This is a genomic window from Inquilinus limosus, assembly GCF_051487185.1.
In the GTDB taxonomy this organism is placed as follows: domain Bacteria; phylum Pseudomonadota; class Alphaproteobacteria; order DSM-16000; family Inquilinaceae; genus Inquilinus; species Inquilinus limosus_F.
The window spans coordinates 240309-257797 of record NZ_JAHVDK010000002.1 but is presented as its reverse complement, the minus strand read 5'-3'; the positions used below and the strand labels follow the sequence as shown (position 1 = coordinate 257797).

Annotated in this window: 18 protein-coding genes and 1 pseudogene; 11 read left to right on the top strand and 8 right to left on the bottom strand. The window is 69.9% G+C overall.

Translation table 11 applies throughout. The annotated features are described in order from the left end of the window. Positions 1-44 precede the first annotated feature (44 nt). On the top strand, positions 45-749 hold the full coding sequence (locus tag KXR53_RS03115) for a glutathione S-transferase family protein (RefSeq protein WP_437373283.1): 705 nt from the start codon (positions 45-47) through the stop codon (positions 747-749). A gap of 9 nt (positions 750-758) precedes the next feature. Here KXR53_RS03115 and KXR53_RS03110 read toward each other — a convergent pair whose 3' ends face one another. Next, positions 759-1535 (bottom strand): dioxygenase family protein, encoded by a 777-nt coding sequence (locus tag KXR53_RS03110; protein ID WP_437373281.1) that lies wholly within the window; start codon positions 1533-1535, stop codon positions 759-761. A gap of 113 nt (positions 1536-1648) precedes the next feature. Between KXR53_RS03110 and KXR53_RS03105 the strand changes: the two genes are divergently transcribed. Both KXR53_RS03105 and KXR53_RS03100 read left to right on the top strand, forming a co-directional pair. Continuing rightward, entirely contained in the window at positions 1649-2560 is a 912-nt protein-coding gene (locus KXR53_RS03105) for a LysR family transcriptional regulator (RefSeq protein ID WP_437373279.1), read from the top strand. A 37-nt stretch (positions 2561-2597) separates the two neighbouring features. Beyond that, on the top strand, positions 2598-2966 hold the full coding sequence (locus KXR53_RS03100) for a cupin domain-containing protein (RefSeq protein ID WP_437373277.1): 369 nt from the start codon (positions 2598-2600) through the stop codon (positions 2964-2966). A gap of 16 nt (positions 2967-2982) precedes the next feature. Here KXR53_RS03100 and KXR53_RS03095 read toward each other — a convergent pair whose 3' ends face one another. Then, a complete protein-coding gene (locus KXR53_RS03095) occupies positions 2983-3774 on the bottom strand; it encodes a ferritin-like domain-containing protein (protein WP_437373275.1) in 792 nt (263 codons plus the stop codon). Positions 3775-4085: 311 nt separating this feature from the next. On the opposite strand from KXR53_RS03095, the gene KXR53_RS03090 reads away from it, so the two are divergent. From KXR53_RS03090 to KXR53_RS03080, 3 genes and pseudogenes are all read left to right on the top strand, one after another. Continuing rightward, entirely contained in the window at positions 4086-4655 is a 570-nt protein-coding gene (locus KXR53_RS03090; RefSeq protein WP_437373273.1) for a YfiR family protein, read from the top strand. Beyond that, the gene (locus KXR53_RS03085; RefSeq protein WP_437373271.1) at positions 4652-5941 is read left to right on the top strand and encodes a diguanylate cyclase domain-containing protein; all 1290 of its coding nucleotides are present in this window, start codon (positions 4652-4654) and stop codon (positions 5939-5941) included. Before KXR53_RS03090 ends, KXR53_RS03085 begins: the two co-directional genes overlap by 4 nt. Before the next feature lie 95 nt (positions 5942-6036). Next, positions 6037-6189: pseudogene (locus tag KXR53_RS03080) on the top strand (OmpA family protein); the annotation flags it as partial. A 26-nt stretch (positions 6190-6215) separates the two neighbouring features. Here KXR53_RS03080 and rocD read toward each other — a convergent pair. Then, positions 6216-7430, bottom strand: coding sequence for an ornithine--oxo-acid transaminase (gene rocD, locus KXR53_RS03075; protein ID WP_437373269.1), 1215 nt, complete (start codon positions 7428-7430; stop codon positions 6216-6218). Between the two features lie 17 nt (positions 7431-7447). Beyond that, the gene (gene rocF, locus KXR53_RS03070) at positions 7448-8434 is read right to left on the bottom strand and encodes an arginase (protein ID WP_437373267.1); all 987 of its coding nucleotides are present in this window, start codon (positions 8432-8434) and stop codon (positions 7448-7450) included. A 124-nt stretch (positions 8435-8558) separates the two neighbouring features. On the opposite strand from rocF, the gene KXR53_RS03065 reads away from it, so the two are divergent. The 5 genes from KXR53_RS03065 to KXR53_RS03045 all read left to right on the top strand — a co-directional run bounded on the left by KXR53_RS03065 (position 8559) and on the right by KXR53_RS03045 (position 11215). After that, positions 8559-8996 (top strand): Lrp/AsnC family transcriptional regulator, encoded by a 438-nt coding sequence (locus KXR53_RS03065; RefSeq protein ID WP_437373265.1) that lies wholly within the window; start codon positions 8559-8561, stop codon positions 8994-8996. 120 nt (positions 8997-9116) lie between these two features. Continuing rightward, positions 9117-10049, top strand: coding sequence for a class I fructose-bisphosphate aldolase (locus KXR53_RS03060; protein WP_437373263.1), 933 nt, complete (start codon positions 9117-9119; stop codon positions 10047-10049). A 47-nt stretch (positions 10050-10096) separates the two neighbouring features. Next, positions 10097-10558, top strand: a complete 462-nt coding sequence (locus KXR53_RS03055; RefSeq protein WP_437373261.1) for a thiamine phosphate synthase — start codon at positions 10097-10099, stop codon at positions 10556-10558. Between the two features lie 73 nt (positions 10559-10631). Continuing rightward, the gene (locus tag KXR53_RS03050) at positions 10632-10934 is read left to right on the top strand and encodes a hypothetical protein (RefSeq protein WP_437373259.1); all 303 of its coding nucleotides are present in this window, start codon (positions 10632-10634) and stop codon (positions 10932-10934) included. Further along, the gene (locus tag KXR53_RS03045) at positions 10931-11215 is read left to right on the top strand and encodes a type II toxin-antitoxin system RelE/ParE family toxin (RefSeq protein ID WP_437373257.1); all 285 of its coding nucleotides are present in this window, start codon (positions 10931-10933) and stop codon (positions 11213-11215) included. The genes KXR53_RS03050 and KXR53_RS03045 overlap by 4 nt, the downstream gene beginning before the upstream one ends. 305 nt (positions 11216-11520) lie before the next feature. On the opposite strand, the gene KXR53_RS03040 is transcribed toward KXR53_RS03045, so the two are convergent. From KXR53_RS03040 to KXR53_RS03025, 4 genes are all read right to left on the bottom strand, one after another. After that, on the bottom strand, positions 11521-13749 hold the full coding sequence (locus KXR53_RS03040) for a DUF3141 domain-containing protein (RefSeq protein ID WP_437373255.1): 2229 nt from the start codon (positions 13747-13749) through the stop codon (positions 11521-11523). Positions 13750-13876: 127 nt separating this feature from the next. Then, positions 13877-15643, bottom strand: coding sequence for an arginine--tRNA ligase (gene argS / locus KXR53_RS03035; protein ID WP_437373253.1), 1767 nt, complete (start codon positions 15641-15643; stop codon positions 13877-13879). Between the two features lie 33 nt (positions 15644-15676). Continuing rightward, entirely contained in the window at positions 15677-16492 is an 816-nt protein-coding gene (locus KXR53_RS03030; RefSeq protein ID WP_437373251.1) for a mechanosensitive ion channel family protein, read from the bottom strand. A gap of 174 nt (positions 16493-16666) precedes the next feature. After that, positions 16667-17464: a hypothetical protein gene (locus KXR53_RS03025; RefSeq protein WP_437373249.1), complete on the bottom strand. Its 798-nt coding sequence runs from the start codon at positions 17462-17464 to the stop codon at positions 16667-16669. Positions 17465-17489: the final 25 nt, after the last annotated feature.

Genomic DNA, 17489 nt, shown 5'->3' with positions numbered 1-17489 from the left:
ACATGAGCATCTTCCCGTCGTGACCAAAAGACGAGGGACCCCATATGGAACCGATCCTCTTCTACGGCGTGCCGTCGGGCTGCTCCTTCGGCTCGATCGTGGCGCTGGAATGGCTCGGCGAGCCGTACCGGCTATGCCGCATCGAGATGCCGGCGGTGGTGCAGGGCGAGGCTTACCGCCGCCTGAACCCGGTCGGCGAGACGCCGACGCTGATGACGGCGGACGACCGGCTGATCAGCGAGAGCATGGCGATCCTGAACCATCTCGGCGCGCGCGGGATCGATCAGCGCCTCGCCTTCCCTCAAAGCACGCACGGCTTCGACCGGCTGAACCAGATGCTGGCCTTCCTCAACACCAGCTTCTTCAACGCCTTCAGCCCGCTGTGGTACGCCCTGGAGCACGGCATCGAGGGCGCCGAACGCGAGGTGTTGCGGGCCTATGGCGCTGCGAAGGTGGCCAAGGCGCATGCCGATCTCGAGGCGATGCTCGGGGGCCGGGACTGGCTGCTGGGCGACCGGACCCTGGCCGACGCCTATTTCATCGGCATCGCCCGCTGGACCAAGTACCACGACGTCGTCGACCGGCGGGACTATCCCGGCCTGCAGCGCCTGTTCGAGCGGCTGGAGGCCGACCCGGCGGTGCGGTTCGCCCACGCGGTCGAGCGCGGCGAGCCCGCCCGCAGCACCGGGCGTTTCCTCGGTGAGATCGGCCTGGACGAGGCGCTGGGCCGGCTGAAGCTGGCGGCCTGACGGCCGTCCTCAGAACGCGTAGGCGTCCATCGCCAGCGCCCCCATGGTGACGCTGGCGTGCAGCCGGCGGCCGGGCAGGTCGCCGGCGCCGAGGGCGATGAAGAACGGCAGGAAGTGCTCGTCCGCCGGATGGTTCTTCACCGCCTCCGGCGCCAGGCGGCGGTAGTTCAGCAGGTCCTCGGTGCGGCCCTCGGCCACCGCCGCCGCCACCCAGTCGACGAACACCCGGGCCCAGTCCGAGACCGGCGCATCAGGGCCGCCGCGCCAGTCCAGCGCCCGCAGATTGTGGGTCAGCGACCCCGACGCCAGGATCATCACCCCCTCGTCGCGCAGGTCGCGCAGCGCCTGCCCCACCGTATAATGGTACGCCGGGTCGAGATGCGGCTGTACCGACAGGGTGGCGACCGGGATGTCGGCCGCCGGATACATCCGGCGCAGCGGCACCCAGGCGCCGTGGTCCAGGCCCCGCTTGTCGTCGATTGCGACCGGCAGGCCGGCCGCGGCGATCCGCTCCGCGGCCTGGCGCGCCAGGCCAGGCGCTCCGGAGGCCGGATAACGGATCCGGTACAGCGGCTCGGGGAAGCCGTAGAAGTCGTGGATCGTCTCCGGCTGCGGCACCGCGCCCAGCGTCGGCACCTCGGTCTCGAAATGGGCGGAGGCGAGCAGGATCGCATCCGGGCGCGGCAACGACGGTCCGAGGGTGTCGAAGAACCGGCCCGTCGGCTCGTCCGACAGCGCCAGCATCGGCGAGCCGTGGGAGACGAAGAGCGCGGGCATCGTGGTCATGGCGGATCTCCTGCGCGGCTGAGCTTGGTGCCGCACCAATGATAATGGTCCCGGGCATCGACTCTGATAATCCGGCGTGACATCACGAGATTGTCGCTCCACCTTTGACAATCATGGACCGCCTCACCACGCTGGACCTGTTCGTGCGGATCGTCGACTCCGGCAGCTTTGCGGCTGGGGCGGAGCAGCTCGGCCTCTCCCGCGCGCTGGCCAGCCGGGCGATCCTGGATCTCGAAGCCCGGCTCGGCACCCGCCTCCTGAACCGCACCACCCGCCGGCTGAGCCTGACCGAAGCCGGCGCCGCCTTCTATCGCCGGGCACAGCGCATCACCGCCGACGTGGCCGAGGCCGAGGAGGAGGCGGCGGCCCTGCACGCCCGACCGCGCGGCCTCTTGCGGGTCAATGCGCCGATGAGCTTCGGCGTGCTGCACGTCGCCCCGGCGCTCGCCGCCTATCTCGACCGCTATCCCGAGGTCTCGGTCGATCTGACCCTGAATGACCGGGTCGTCGATCTGCTGGAGGACGGCTATGACCTCGCCATCCGCATCGGCCGCCTGGCCGATTCTTCGCTGATCGCCCGCCGCCTGGCCCCCTGCCGCATCCTGCTCTGCGCCGCCCCGGCCTATCTCGCAACCCATGGCACCCCGACCCACCCCTCCGACCTCGCCCGGCACCGCTGCATCGGCTATGCCTACGGCGCCAATCGCGACGAATGGGTGTTCACGGGGCCGGAGGGCGAGGTGCGGGTCCGTGTCAGCGCCCGGCTGCAGATCAACAACGGCGACGCGATCCAGGCGGCGATCCGGGAGGGTTACGGCATCGCCCGGCAGCCGGATTTCATCGCCGCCCCAGAGCTCACCGCCGGCCGGCTGGTACAGGTCCTGCCCGAGTGGCGGCTGCCGGAGATCGGCATCCACGCCGTCTACCCGCCGGCCCGCACCCTGTCGGCCAAGGTCCGCAGCTTCGTCGACTTCCTGGCCGAACGCTTCGCCCAGCCGTCCTGGAGCCTCGACAACAGGAGCTGAAGCCGGCAGCCTGCCGCTTCCCGCAAGCGAGGATCACATGAGCAAGACCGCCGCCGACATCGTCGACTTCGCCACCGCCCGGTCGGAGGACATGACCTATCGGCCCGACCAGGCCAAGGTTCTGAGCGGCGATCCGCTGCAGACGGTGCGCAACTTCTACAGTGACCCGAGCGGCCAATTCTCGGCCGGGATCTGGGAAGGCGCCGTCGGGATCTGGCGCGTGTCTTACACGGAAGAGGAGTTCTGTCATCTCCTCTCCGGCACCGTGGAGCTGACCGACGCCGCCGGCGCCGCCCGCCGCTTCGAGGCCGAGGCCAGCTTCGTCGTGCCCGCCGGCTTCGAAGGCACTTGGCACAACCTGACGCCGGCGCGAAAGCTGTACGTGATCTACGAGCGCAAGGGCTGACCGGCCCTGCCCTGCCCTATTCAGCCAGCGGCTCGTAGAAGGCGGCGGCGAAGCCGGCGAGGTCGCGGGCGGGCACGTTGAAGGGCCGCTTCAGCTTGGCCCGGAAATAGCGCCGCACCAGCTCGTGATAGGTCGGGATTGGCGACCTGCCCTGGCGACCGCATTCCCATTCGAACCAGCGCCGGCCGGCGGCGACATGGCCGATCTCGTCGGTGTAGATCCGGTGCAGGATGCGGGCGCTGTCGGCGTCGCCGGCGCGCTCTAGCCGCTCCACCGTCTCCGGCGTCACGTCGAGGCCGCGCGCCTCCAGCACCAGCGGCACGACCGAGAGCCGGCCGAGCAGGTCCTCCGCCGTCTCTTCCGCCGCCTGCCACAGCCCGTCATGGGCCGGCAGGGCGCCGTAGGAGGAGCCGAGCTCACCCAGCCGCCGCGACAGCAGGCCGTGATGCGTCGCCTCCTCGTCCGCGACCTTGACCCAGTCGTCGAAGAACCCCTCCGGCGTTTCCGCCGTGGCGAAGCGGGCGATCAGGTCCCAGGTCAGATCGATCGCGTTTAGCTCGATATGCGCCAGCGCGTGCAGCAGCGCGATGCGTCCCGCCTCGCCACCCAGACGCCGCTTCGGCATGTCGCCCGGCCGCCGCAGCTCCGGCCGCGCCGGGCGGGCGGGCCGCAGCGGCGGCCGGCGGGTGCCCAGGGCCGGGATCGCGCGCTGCCGCCAGGCCGCGGCGGCCCGATGGGTCAGGTCGATCTTCCGCTGCGGCTCCGCCGCTTCCAGGACGTCGACCGCGAGATCGGTCAGGGCTTCCATGGGCCTTTCTTACACCAGGACCGCACCGCCCCGGAATGCCGGCCTGTCTGCCCTCGATCGTCTCAGGATTGGCACGGTCTCGGGATGCCCGCCCGGCTCAATGATGATATTCTTGAGAATATCTGCCGATTTTTCGCCGAATCGGCGGACAAAATGACCATTGCCGAAACACGAGATTGTTCCGAGATCCTGTTGTCCCGATGCCGCGCCGATTGCGCCCTCCCCGCCCGACCGCCCCAGATCGCCGGACACCTGCCATCCCCCGCCGGCGCCGAGCCGCCGCGCGGGCCTGACGGGGCGCCCTGATCACGATGTCCGGCCGCCTGATGTGGCTGTCGCCCCTGGGGCGCATTGCCTGCCGGGCCGCGCGGGCGGGTGCCATGCTGCTGGCCCTGGCCGGTCCGGGCTGGGCGCAGCCCCAGGACCCGCCGCGGGACAGTGCGGCGGCGGTGCGGCAGGTGGTGATGGGCATCATCAGCTACACCCGCTGGCCGGTCGAGCCGCCGCAGCTCCGCCTCTGCGTGATCGGGCCGGCCGACTATGCCGATAGCCTGCTGGCCGACGCCACCCAGCCCTCCGGCCGGCCAGTCAAGGCGACCCGCCTGGCCTCCGGCGGATCGCCCGGCGACGACTGCGACGTCGTCTATCTCGGCCGGATCGGCGATGTCGAGCGGCGGCAACTGTTCTCGCGCCTGGCCGGCCATTCGGTGCTCAGCATCAGCGAACAGGATGACAGCTGCACCGTCGGCAGCATGTTCTGTCTGCGGGTCCAGGGCACGCAGGTGTCGTTCCAGATCAATCTCGATTCCGTGGCGCGCAGCGGCGTGCGGGTGAGCCCGAAGGTGCTGCAGCTCGGCCGGCGCAAGGAGATGCCGCCGTGAGCCGGCGCGACAGGAGCCGCGAGCCGCGGCCGACGCTGCGCAGCGTGCTGCGGCGGGCGCATCTCGGCGTCGCCCTGCTGGCGGTGGCGCTGGCCGGGCTGACCCTCACCGTCGCCGGCTTCGCCGCCCTGCGCGCCTATGCCGGCAGCAACCTGCAGCTCATCGCCACCTCGATGAGCTACACGGTGGAAGCCGCGGTCGTGTTCAAGGACCGCGCCGCCGCCGAGGAGGCGCTGACCCTGATCGCGTCCGCCGAAGAGGATGTGGCCGAGGCCAAGGTCTACGATGCCGGCGGCGCGCTGTTCGCGCATTGGCGGCGCCCGGCCGGGCCGTCGCTGTTCGGGCTGGAGCGGCGCCTGGCCGACTTGGCCTTCGCCTCCCCCGTGCTGCAACCGATCGTCCACGACAATGTGGAGATCGGGCGGATCGAGCTGCACGGCAGCGCCGGCGGGCTGCTGCGATTCCTGGCGATCGGCGCGGCGGTGGTGCTGGTGTGCCTGGCCCTGAGCGCGCTCAGCGCGCTCCTACTGTCGCGCTATCTCGTGGCCGGCATCGTCGGGCCGCTGCAGACGCTGGCGACTGTGGCCCATCGGGTCCGCCGCGAACGGGCCTTCGACCAGCGGGTTCCCCCGGCGGCGATCTCCGAGTTGAACGAGCTGGCCGACGACTTCAACGCGCTGCTCGGCGAGCTCGAAGCCTGGCAGGCACGGCTGCAGCGCGAGAACGAGTCCCTGGCCCACCAGGCCAGCCACGACAGCCTGACCGGGCTGCCGAACCGCGCGAGCTTCGAGGCCCGTCTCGACGGCGCGCTGCAGGAGGCCCGCGCGGTCGGCGGCCGGGTCGCCGTGCTGTTCCTCGACAGCGACAACTTCAAGCAGACCAACGACGATCTCGGCCACGCCGCCGGCGATGCGGTGCTGGCCGCCGTCGCTGCCCGGGTGCGGGACCAGCTGCGCAAGACCGATCTGGTGGCGCGGCTGGGCGGCGACGAGTTCGCGGTCCTGCTGGCGCCGATCGCCGAGATCGCCGACGCGCTGCACATCGCGGACGACATCCTGGCCAGCCTGAAGCAGCCGATCCAGCTGCCGGCCGACGGCGCCGCCACCGCCTCGGTCAGCATCGGCATCGCCGTGTTCCCGGACCATGCCCGGGACGGGGCGACGCTGCTGCGCCGGGCCGACGCCGCCATGTATCTCGCCAAACGCCTGCGGCCGGGCGGCCGGGAACTTGCCGCCGGTCCGGCATCATCCGAGGAATGGGGAACCGATCTTGCATCCCGTCTCTAGACGCACCGCCATCGGGCTGGCCGTCGCCGGCCTCCTTGCCGCTTCCGTCGCCGGCTGCCAGTCCGGGCTGACGCCGGCGCAGATCCCGGGCCAAGGCCGTTGCCGACGCCCTGGTCGCGGCCGGCATGCCCGCCCGGGACCTGCAGGTGGTCGGGATGGGCAAGAGCGCACCGGTCGAGGACAACCGCTCGGCCGCCGGGCGGCGGGAGAACCGCCGCGTGGCGATCATCGTGTCGAACCAGCAGTAGCCGGCGATCCGCCCCGGGGCGGCGGCTCAGGCCGTCCCGGTCATCACCGCCGCGAACTGCTCCAGCGCCCAGTCGACCTGTTCCCGAGTGATCACCAGGGGCGGCGCGATGCGGATCGTATCGCCATGGGTGTCCTTGGCCAGCACGCCGAGCTTCTGCAGCGCCTCGCAGTAGCGGCGGGCGCCGCCGGCCTCGGGGTGCAGCTCGACCGCCAGCATCAGGCCGCGGCCCCTCACCTCGCGGATCAGGTTGCTGCGCAGCCCGGCGAGCTGGGCGTGGAAATAGGCGCCCTGGCGCTCCGCATTCTCGATCATGCCCTCCTCGACCAGCACCTTGAGCGCGGCGCGGGCGACGGCGCATGCCAGCGGGTTGCCGCCGAAGGTGCTGCCGTGCTGGCCGGGCTTGAGCACGCCGAGCACCTCGGAGTTCGAAAGCACGGCCGAAACCGGGTAGAAGCCGCCGGACAGCGCCTTGCCGACCAGGGTGACGTCGGCCTCGATGCCCTCATGCTCCTCGGCCAGCAGCCTGCCGGTACGGCCGAGCCCGGTCTGGATCTCGTCCAGGATCAGGGTGATGGTGTGCCGGGTGCACAGCTCGCGCACCGTCTTGAAGTAGCCGGCCGGCGGGATGACGACACCGGCCTCGCCCTGGATCGGCTCGACCAGGAAGGCGACGGTGTTCGGAGTGATCGCGGCCTCGAAGGCGGCGGCGTCGCCGAAAGGCACGATCTTGAAGCCGGGCGCGAAGGGGCCGAAATTGCCGCGCGCGTCCGGGTCGGTCGAGAAGCCGACGATGCCGAGGGTGCGGCCGTGGAAATTGTTCTCGCAGACGATGATCTCGGCCTGATCCGCCGGCACGCCCTTGACCTCGTAGCCCCATTTGCGGACCGCCTTGATCGCGGATTCCACCGCCTCGGCGCCGCTGTTCATCGGCAGCACCTTGTGCGAGCCGGTGAGCGCCGCGATCTCGTCGTAGAACAGGGCCAGCTGATCGTTGCGGAAGGCGCGCGAGGTCAGGGTCAGCTTCTGCGCCTGCTCCACCATCGCCGCCAGGATCTTCGGATGGCAATGGCCCTGGTTCACTGCCGAATAGGCCGACAGGCAGTCGAGATAGCGGTTGCCGTCGACATCCCAGACCCAGACGCCCTCGCCGCGCGACAGCACGACGTCGAGCGGCTTGTAATTGTGGGCGCCGAGGCGGGTTTCGGTCTCGATGAGGCGGAACGCCTTCGTGGTGGCCATGATCCTGCTCCTGTCCCTCACTGCGCGCCCGAGGCCGCGCGCTCGAGCGCCCCGGCCCGCTCGATGATCTGCCGACCGAACAGGCTGGAGACCAGGTCGACCAGCAGCAGCGCGCTCTTGCCGCGCTCGTCGAGGAACGGGTTCAGCTCGACCACGTCGAGCGACCCGACCAGGCCGCTGTCGTACAGCATCTCCATGATCAGATGCGCCTCGCGGTAGGTGGCGCCGCCCGGCACGGTGGTGCCGACGCCCGGCGCGATCGACGGGTCGAGGAAGTCGACGTCGAGGCTGACATGCAGCACGCCGTTGCGGGCCGCGACCTTGTCGATGATCCGGCGCATCAGCACCGAGACGCCGTATTCGTCGATCAGGCGCATGTCGAACACCTCGACCCCGCGGCGGCGCAGCAGCGCCCTTTCCTCGCGGTCGATCGAGCGGGCGCCGAAGATGCAGAGATTCTGCGGGTCGAGGCGCTCGCGCGGCCCGCTGCCGAAGACGTCGTCCAGCCCCGGCTCGCCGCACAGCAGGGCCGCCGACATGCCGTGCATGTTGCCCGACGGCGTGGTCGCCGGCGTGTTGAAATCGGTATGGGCGTCGAGCCAGAGCACGAACAGCTCGCGCCCGGCCTCGCGGCAATGGCGCAGCACGCCGTTGACGGTGCCCATCGACAGGCTGTGATCGCCGCCGAGGAAGATCGGCAGCACGCCCTGCCGCATCAGCGCGCAGGCCTTGTCGCTCAGGACCCGGGCCCAGCCCGCGATCTCCGGCAGGTGGCGCATCTGCGGCGTCTCGGCGACAGCGGGCAGCGGCCGCGCCGGCGCCAGGTCGCCCAGATCCTCGACCTCGAAGCCGAGGCCCTGCAGGCTGGGCAGCAGGCCCGCGGTGCGCAGCCCCGCCGGGCCCATCACGGCGCCGCGATGCCCGGCCCCGACCTCGACCGGTGCGCCCACCAGGGCGATGCGCGAGGGTCGTTGCTGCCTGCGATCGGTCTGCGTTCCGTCCATATCCTGCCATCCCTGTCGGCGAGGTCCGAGACCGATTATCCGCCCGCCGGGGGGTGACATAAAGATGGCATCATGGCTATTTTGGTCATCGGATTGAGCAATCTGGAAAGGCATCCTGATCAGAATGGACGATCTCGACCACAGGCTGCTGTCGCTGCTGCGCGCCGATGCCCGGACTCCGATCGCGACTCTCGCGGCGACGCTCGGCGTTTCCCGCGCCACGGTGCGGGCCCGGATCGACCGGCTGGTCGACACCGGCGTGATCCAGGGCTTCACCATCGTGGTCAAGGCCGGCAGCCAGCCCCTCCCGATCCGCGCCATCACCATGATCGAGGTCGAGGGCCAGGCGGCCGACCGGGTGATGCAGCGGCTGCGCGGCTTCCCGGAGGTGCGGGCGCTGCATTCCACCAACGGCCGCTGGGACATCGTGGCCGAGATCGAGACGGCGACGCTGGAGGCCTTCGACCAGACGCTGCGCCGGATCCGGCAGATCCAGGGCATCTCCCTGACCGAGACCAGCCTGATGCTGTCCTCGATCCGGACGCGGACCGAAGCGGCTTAGAGCCGCCGAATTCGTCGTACATTTATCACGAAACATTTGTGCGCCGGCGGCGTTGAACAAGCCGACCCACTCGGCTAGGGATTGCAGCCGACCGATCCACCGCTTCGAGGAAGACGGACGATGAGAATCAGCCCGCGCGTGCAGAAAATCCTGTCGAACTACGACAGCGAAAACCCGGCCGTGAAGGCCAAGCTCGCGCAGCTCCTGATGAACGGCCGTCTCGGCGGCACCGGCAAGATGATCATCCTGCCGGTCGACCAGGGGATCGAGCACGGTCCGGCCCGCAGCTTCGCCGTCAATCCCGGCGGCTACGACCCGCTCTACCACCACCAGCTGGCGATCGACGCCGGGCTGAACGCCTATGCCGCGCCGCTCGGCCAGCTCGAGGTCTCGAGCGGCAAGCTGTACGGCCAGATTCCGACCATCCTGAAGCTGAACCACGCCAACAGCCTGTCCCGCGCCAAGGAGGATGCCGACCAGGCGATCTACGCCTCGGTCGATGACGCGCTGCGGCTGGGCTGCACGGCGATCGGCTTCACCATCTATCCGGGCTCGGACCGCGGACTGGACCAGATGGAGGAGATCGGCGAACTGATCCGCGAGGCCAAGTCGGTCGGCCTGCCGACCGTGCTGTGGTCCTATCCGCGCGGCGGCGCCATCACCAAGGAAGGCGAGACCGCGATCGATGTAGTGGCCTATGCCGCGCATCTGGCCAGCCAGCTCGGCGCCCATGTCATCAAGGTGAAGCTGCCGACCGAATTCATCGAGCAGAAGGAGGCGAAGAAGGAGTTCGACGGCGCCAGGATCGCGATCGGCACCCAGGCCGAGCGCGTCGCCGAGGTCATGCGCTCCTGCTTCAACGGCCGCCGCATCGTCGTGTTCTCCGGCGGCGCCGCCAAGGACACCGCTTCGGTGCTGGACGACGCCCGCGCCATCCGCGACGGCGGCGGCAACGGCTCGATCATCGGCCGCAATTGCTTCCGCCGGCCGCGGGAAGAGGCGCTCGAGCTGCTCGATACCCTGGTCCGCATCTTCCAGGGCAAGGAACCCTGAGCGACCCCCGCATCTATCTCGCGATCCCGCCGGAGCTCGATCCGGCGGTGTTCGCGGCCGCGCTCGGCGCCGGTGACGTCGCCTGCGTCGAGATGGCTGTGCCGGCCGATCCGGCCGCGGCAAGGGCCGCGGTCGAACGGTTGCGCGACATCGCGCAGGAGTGCGGCGTCGCCTTCCTGCTGCGCGACGATGCGGCCCTCGCCGCCCGGACGGGCTGCGACGGCGTGGTGGTCGGCCCCGGCGGCTACGCCGCGGCGCGCAAGGCCGTCGGCGCCCAGGCGATCGTCGGCGTCGCCGTCGGCACCAGCCGGCACGAGGCGATGGAAGCCGGCGAGGCCGGCGCCGATTTCATCGGCTTCGACGCCGATGCCGAGATCGTGTCCTGGTGGACCGAGCTGATGGAAGTGCCCTGCGTCGCCGCCGTCCCGGACGCCGATTTCCGGCGGGTGGCGGCCGAAGACTGGACCGACCCGCAGGCGGCGATTGCGGCGATCCGCGGCCTGGGCTGAGCTGCCGGCGGATGCCCGTTTTGCGCCTGGTAATGAGGTCGTATATACTTCCTCAGTATCCGTCGGATGCGGAATGACGAGCATGCCGAAAGAAGCCGTTTTCACGATGAAGCTCGAAGCAGAGCTCCGCGACGCCTTCATGGCCGAAGCCGAGGCGGCCCATCGGCCCGCCTCGCAGGTGATGCGGGAGCTGATGCGCGAATTCGTCCAGCGCCGTCGCGAGGAGCGTGAGTACGACGAGTTCCTCCGCCGCAAGGTCGAGATCGCGCGTGCGTCGATGCGGGCCGGCCGCGGTCGGTCGAATGAAGAGGTCGAAGCCGAGTTCGCGGCCCGGCGTGCGGAACTGTTGCGGGAGGCCGACGAGACCGGTTCGTGAAGGTCATCTGGACGCCGGAAGCCGAGCAGGATCGTACCGATATTCGGGATCATATAGCCGCCGACAGCCGGTCGGCGGCGAGCCGGATGGATCGGCGTTTCGGCGATGCAGCGGCAAAGCTGGCCGATTTCCCGATGCTTGGCCGCGCCGGAAAGATCCCCGGCACACGCGAGCTGATCCCGCACGAAAACTACTGCCTCGTCTACGAAATCCAGGGCGACACGGTGTGGGTCCTGGCACTGGTCCACGCCGCCCGCCGATGGCCACCGACGACGGACTGATCCGACGGGTCTTTGAGATCGACTCTCCGACCCCCATCATCGTCATCGCGCCTTCTGGCGGCAAGCGTCACATCGTAATTAGAACAAAACAGGAACAATCAAGTCAAGGGGAATCACTGGGTCGGGGCGACATGAGCGGGTGAAAAGGACACTCACCCAGACCGCTGACGCCCCAAGCAAGGCCTCGGAATGCCGTCATTGCGAGCGCAGCGAAACAATCCATGGCGCAGCTCGAACGGAGGCATGGATTGCTTCGTCGGCTTCGCCCCCTCGCAATGACGGTGAGAGGGGGTTTCTATGCTCCTCTACTTCACCACCTTCAGCGTCCGTCCGGTGCGGCCACGGCGCGTCGTGGCGGCGGGCTTGGCTGGCGCGGTCCCGATGAAGGCTTCGCGCATCCGCTCGAGCCGCAGCTTGACCTCGCCCGCGACCGGGCCGGCGGCGGAGACCACGGCCTCGATCACCGCGAAGGCGCGGGAGCGGGTCTCGGCATCCGCCGGCAGCAGGCCCGGCAGCGTCTTCATCGCCTCCTCCGGCAGCCAGCGCAGGATCAGGTACTGCCCGCGCATCGCCGCCTTGAACTCGGCCAGCGAGCCCCAGTGGCCCGGCAGTTGGTCGGCAGTGAGCTGGCGCAGCGTGGCGAAGCCGCGCTCGTCCACCGCCCGCATCGGCCAGATGACGTAGAGGATGGCGCGCAGCACGGCGGCGCGGATGTCGCCCTCGGCGACCTTGCCGCGCAGCGCCTCCCGCTCCTCCTCCGGCTCGCCCCGGCGCGGCGGGCGGCGCTCGGCCAGGGTGCCGTCGCCGATGCCGAGCATCGCCTGCAGCACCGGGTTGCCGTAGAGCGCGTAGAAGCTGCTCTCGATCCAGCGGTCGCGCAGGTCGCGCCAGCCGTCCAGCGCGGTCACGATCTGGCTCGACACTAGGTCCTGGAAGGCCAGGAACGGGTTGTCCGGCGCCGCCGGGCGGCGGTTCTCGCGCACCTGCTCGGCCGCGAGCGCCACCGGCAGCATCGCCGGGTTGCGGTTCGAGAACAGCGAGTACTGCAGCCGCGCCGGGCTCAGCCGCCGCCCCAGCTCCGCCGCCGGCTCGCTGGCCAGCGCCTGAACCATCGGCCGGGCCGTCGAGGTGTAAAGCGCGCGGTTGATCTCCGACACCCGCGCTGCGGTGGCGAAGGCCTTGTCCTCCTCGGCATTGTTGATGCCGAGCGCGCGCAGGTCGTTGATGCTGCGCGCCTCGAACCGCACCACATGGTCGCCGCGGATCAGCCCGGCATTCGGGTCGTCCGCCTGCTTCTCGACGATCACCGCCTCGTACAGGCCGGGCGCCAGCGTGTCGATCAGATCGATGTTCTGGATGAACTCGTTGTGCTCCTTCGCCGCGACTCGGCCGGAGACGAAGATGCCGAGATGGCCGATGTCGTCGTGGATGGCGTAGATGATGGTCTGGCCGTTGGCGACGATGTCGTCGGTCGAGTCGTACAGGTCGAGGATCCAGCCCAGCGCCTGCTGCGGCGGGGTGATGTTGTCGCCCTGCGAGCAGAACACGACGATCGGCGAGGTGATGTTGCGCAGGTCGATCTTGCGGCCGCCGGAGATCTCGACCTGCCCCGCCGTCAGCTTGTCGCCGACGAACAGGTCCTCGGTGATGGTCTCGATCTCGTTGGCGTTGAGCTGGACATAGCCGCCCCACCACTTCTCGAAACTGAGATAGCGCGGCGCCTCGGTGTCGACCTTGCGGTACAGGTTGTACTGCTTCGACCACAGCGTGTTGGCCGGGTTCAGGCTCTCGAAGTTCTGCACCAGATGGGCGCCGTCGTAGCGGCCGTTGCCGAGGTCGCTGGCCAGCGCCGCCGGCCAGCCGCCGCCGGCGAGGCCGCCGAGATAGCGCATCGGGTTCTTGCCGCGCGGCCCGTCCCAGTAGGACAGCGGCGCGCCGGCCAGGATCATCGGCCCGACGATGTCGGGCTTGACCGCGGCCAGCATCGCCAGCGCCCAGCCGGCCTGGCAGTTGCCCATGACACAGGGCTTGCCCTCGGCCTTCGGATGGCGCTCGGCGACGATGCGCAGGAACTCGGCCTGGGCGCGGCCGATATCCTCCAGCGTCTGGCCGGCCACCGGCACCGGCAGGAAGCCGATGAAATAGCAGGGGTGGCCGGCGCGCAGGGCGCGGCCGATCTGGCTTTCCGGCTTCATGCCGCCGATTCCCGGCCCGTGGCCGGCGCGCGGGTCGATGATGACGAAGGGCCGCTTGTTCGGGTCGACCGTCACGCCTTCGGGCGGCACGATTCGCACCAGCATGTAGTTGCAGGGCCGCTCCAGCGTGCGGCCGTCGAGGATCAGCTCGAACTCGTAGGACAGAACATGCGGCGTCGGATCGGCCGCATGCGCCAGATACTGGTTGCCGCGCTGGCGCATCACGTCCCAGAACAGCACGCTGCGCTGCGCCGCATCGACCCAGTATTCGACGGCAGATGCCCAGGGCTCGGCCCAGGCGGCACTGAGCGCCGCGCTTCGGTCGGCAGTACCCGTCATGATCACCCGTCCTCTTCCTTCGACCGCGGACGACGGTCCGCGGCAGGGGCTTTCTGCCCCAATGCTAAACCACGGGGCTTACCCCGTCGTTCCGCCTTTGGTCGGACGATACACCAGATTTGTTCGTTTACATACGCTCCGGAATTTCGATTCCGAGCAGGCCGAGCACCCGTTCGAGCTGGCGCAGGGTCAGCGCCGCCAGGCCGAGCCAGGAGGCGCGGCGCGCCGCGTCCGGCTCGCTCAGCACATGGCAGGCGTCGTAGAAGCGGCTGAACTCCCGCGCCAGGGCATAGGCGAAGTCGCACAGCTCGTTCGGCGCCCGCTTGTCATAGGCGCTACGGACGGCGTCGGGCAGCTGCGCCAGCTGCAGCATCAGCGCCCGGTCGGCCTCGTTCACCGCCGGCAGAATGCTGCCCGGCGCGATGCCCTCGGCCTCGGCCCGGCGCAGCATCGACTTGATGCGCACCGCGGCGTATTGCAGATACGGCCCGGTCTTGCCCTCGAAGCGCAGCATGCGGTCGAGGTCGAAGACGTAGTTCGAGACCCGGTGATTCGACAGGTCGGCGAACTTCACCGCGGCGATGCCGACCCGGCGGGCGATCTCGCGCCGCTCCTCCTCCGGATAGCCTTCGGCGAGCTTCGCCTCCTCCAGCCGCTTCAGCGCCATCTCGGTGGCGGTGTCGAGCAGGTCGTACAGCTTCATCACCCCGCCGGCGCGGGTCTTGAACGGCTTGCCGTCCGGCCCGTTCATGGTACCGAAGCCGAGATGCTCCATCCCCGCCTTGCCGTTCAGCCCGGCCTTGCGGGCGGCGCGGAACACCTGCTCGAAATGCAGCGCCTGGCGCTGGTCGACGATGTAGAGCATCAGGTCGGGGTCGAGCGTCCGCACCCGGTCGACGATGGTGGCGAGGTCAGTGGTGCCGTACATCACCGCGCCGTCCGACTTGACCAGGATCAGGGGCGGCATCTCGGTCTTGTCGTCCGGCTCGGCGACCCGGACGATGACGGCGCCCTCGTCGATCTCGGCCAGGCCCTTGGCCTTCAGCGCCTCGACCATCGGCTCGATCAGGTCGTGGACGGCGGCCTCGCCCTTCCACAGGTCAAACTGCACGCCGAGCGCGTCGAATTCGCGCTTCATGCCGGCGACCGAGACGTCGAAGAAATGCTGCCACAGCGCCCGGTAGCCGGGGCGGCCGGCCTGCAGCTCCGCGGTCGCCCGGCGGCTCTCCTCCATCCGCGCCGGATCGGCCTTTGACGCCTGGGCCGCGGCCGGGTACAGGACCTCGAGGTCCTCCATCGTCACCGGGCTCTCCTCAGGATAGGGGCCGGTGTAGTCCGGGTCGAAATAGGGCTGCTGCGGATCCCGGCGGGCGATCTCGCTGATCACCATGCCCATCGGCGTGCCCCAGTCGCCCATATGCACGTCGCCGATCGCCTCGTCGCCGGCGAACAGGAACAGGCGGCGCAGGCTGTCGCCAATGATCGAGGCGCGGAGATGGCCGACATGCATCGGCTTGGCGACGTTCGGCCCGCCATAATCCAGCACCACCCGGCGCGGCGGATCGGCCAGCGGCACGCCGAGCCGCTCGTCGCGCGCCTGGGTATCGGCGTGCGCGGCGATGGCGATGTCGGTCAACGACAGGTTGATGAAGCCAGGGCCCGCCAGCGAGACGTTGTCGAAATCCGGATTCGCCGCCAGCCGGTCGGCGACACGCTGCGCGATCTCGCGCGGATTGGCGCGCGCCTGCTTCGCCGCGGCGAGCGCGCCGTTGCACTGGAACTGACCGAGATCCGGCCGGTTCGAGACGGTGACGAGGCCGAATTCCGGCGGCAGCCCCTCCGCGGCGAAGGCGGCGGCGACGGTTTCGGTCAGCTTCGAGGCGAGCGAGGACATGCGGGCGGGTTCTTCCGGTTTGCCCCGCGGGTTTTAGGGGGCGCTGCCGCCCGAGGCAAGGCCGCTCGGGATCAGGCGTCCCATGCTCGTATTGATCCGTTCCATCAGCGCCGATTTGACCGCGCCGACATCGGCCGTGGCCACGGGGGCGCTGACCGTCAGCTCCACCACCCCGGCGCCCGGTTTCGACAGGTCGACCAGCTTCGACACGACGACGCTCGGCTCCGCCCCCGGCACCAGGCGCGGATCGGCCTTGAGCGCGGCGACGATCTCGCGCGCCAATTCCTCGCCCGCCGGGCCGGCCGGCGCCAGGAAGGCCAGATCCATCTTCGCCGGCCCGGGATAGGTCGAGGTGTTAACGATGGCGGCCCCCCAGACCGAGCCGTTCGGCAGCAGGATCTGGACGTTGGCCGGCGTCACCAGCTCGGTCATGAACAGCGACAGCGACCGCACCGTGCCGACCTTGCCCGCGACCTCGACCGCGTCGCCGATCTTGAACGGCCGGAAGATCAACAGCATGACGCCGGCCGCGAGATTCGACAGCGTGCCCTGCAGCGCCAGGCCGATGGCCAGGGAGGCGGCGCCCAGCACCGCCACCAGGCTGGTGGTCTGGATACCGAAGATCTGCAGCACCGCGATGACGACGACCGCGAGCACCAGGTAGCGCGCCAGCGACGCCAGAAAGTCGGCGATCGTCGGGTCGACATGCCGGGTGCGGGCGGCGAGGCGCAGCAGCCATCGCTCGACGGACCGCGCCAGCCACCAGCCGAGGCCGAGCAGCACGACCGCGTAGAGCACGTTCAGGCCGTAAAAGACGAACAGCGCCCACAGGCTGTCGAAATTGATCATCGGCGGTCCGGGTGTCCTGCGGTGTCGGGCGGAGCCGCCCGCGAAGGGCGGGCGTCATTTTCGCTAACACATCGCGGCGGGGATCGATCCCCGCTGGAGCCCTCCTTCACCCTCCCGTCGCCTGCGGCGCCGAGCCCCTCCCCTTCCTTTTTGAGGCCGGGGAAAGGCCGGCCGTCACCCGGTATCGGGCGGCTTCGGGTCGTCGCCGAAGGGGTCGGGGTCGATGGCGAGGGAGCGGCGGAGGCGTTCGGCGGCCCGGGCCGGAGGTTCGGCGAGGATGAGGTCCTCGATGTCGGGCTCCGTGAGCCGGGCCGCGATCCCGGCCTTGAGGGCGGGGACCTTGTTGCGATCGGCGATGACGTCGAGCGTCCGCTGCATCAACTCGTGCAGCCGGGCCCGGCGCCGCTGCCGGATCTCGGCCGGGGTGCCGGTCGGCGGCGGCGGGTAGGGCGGGTCCGACCAGTCGGCGGCCCGGCGGCGCCATTCGTCGGACAGGCCGAGGCCGCAGGCCAGGCCGGTGATGACCGAGCCGACCGGCCGGTCCTCGATCCGATCCTCCTCATCCTGATAGAGCGCGTCGAGCCGCTCGTGGAGAATGCCGGTGCGATGGTCGGCGTCGTCGAGCTCCTCGGTCGGCTGGCGGGGATCCCAGATCAGGGCGTAGAGGGCCTCGGTGACATGGTTGCGCTGGCGGGCGCGGCGAGCCTTGCGGTCGGCGCGATCGAGGGCGCAGAGCCGGTCGGCGGCGCGGGCGCGCAGCGCCAGGGCGTGCTGCACCGTGCGAGCATAGCGGGTGAAGGCCAGCCCGGCCTCCTGCGCCTCGGCCCTGGCCTGGGCGGCGATGGCGCGGGCGCCCTCGGCCTCGACCATCCGCATGCCGAGCTCCGCGATCCGCGTGAGCATCTCGACCTGCTGCAGCGCGAGGCCGCGGCAATAGGCCGGGATGTCGAGATCGGGAGAGGCAGCGTTCATGGAACATATCATGAACGAGGTTCGC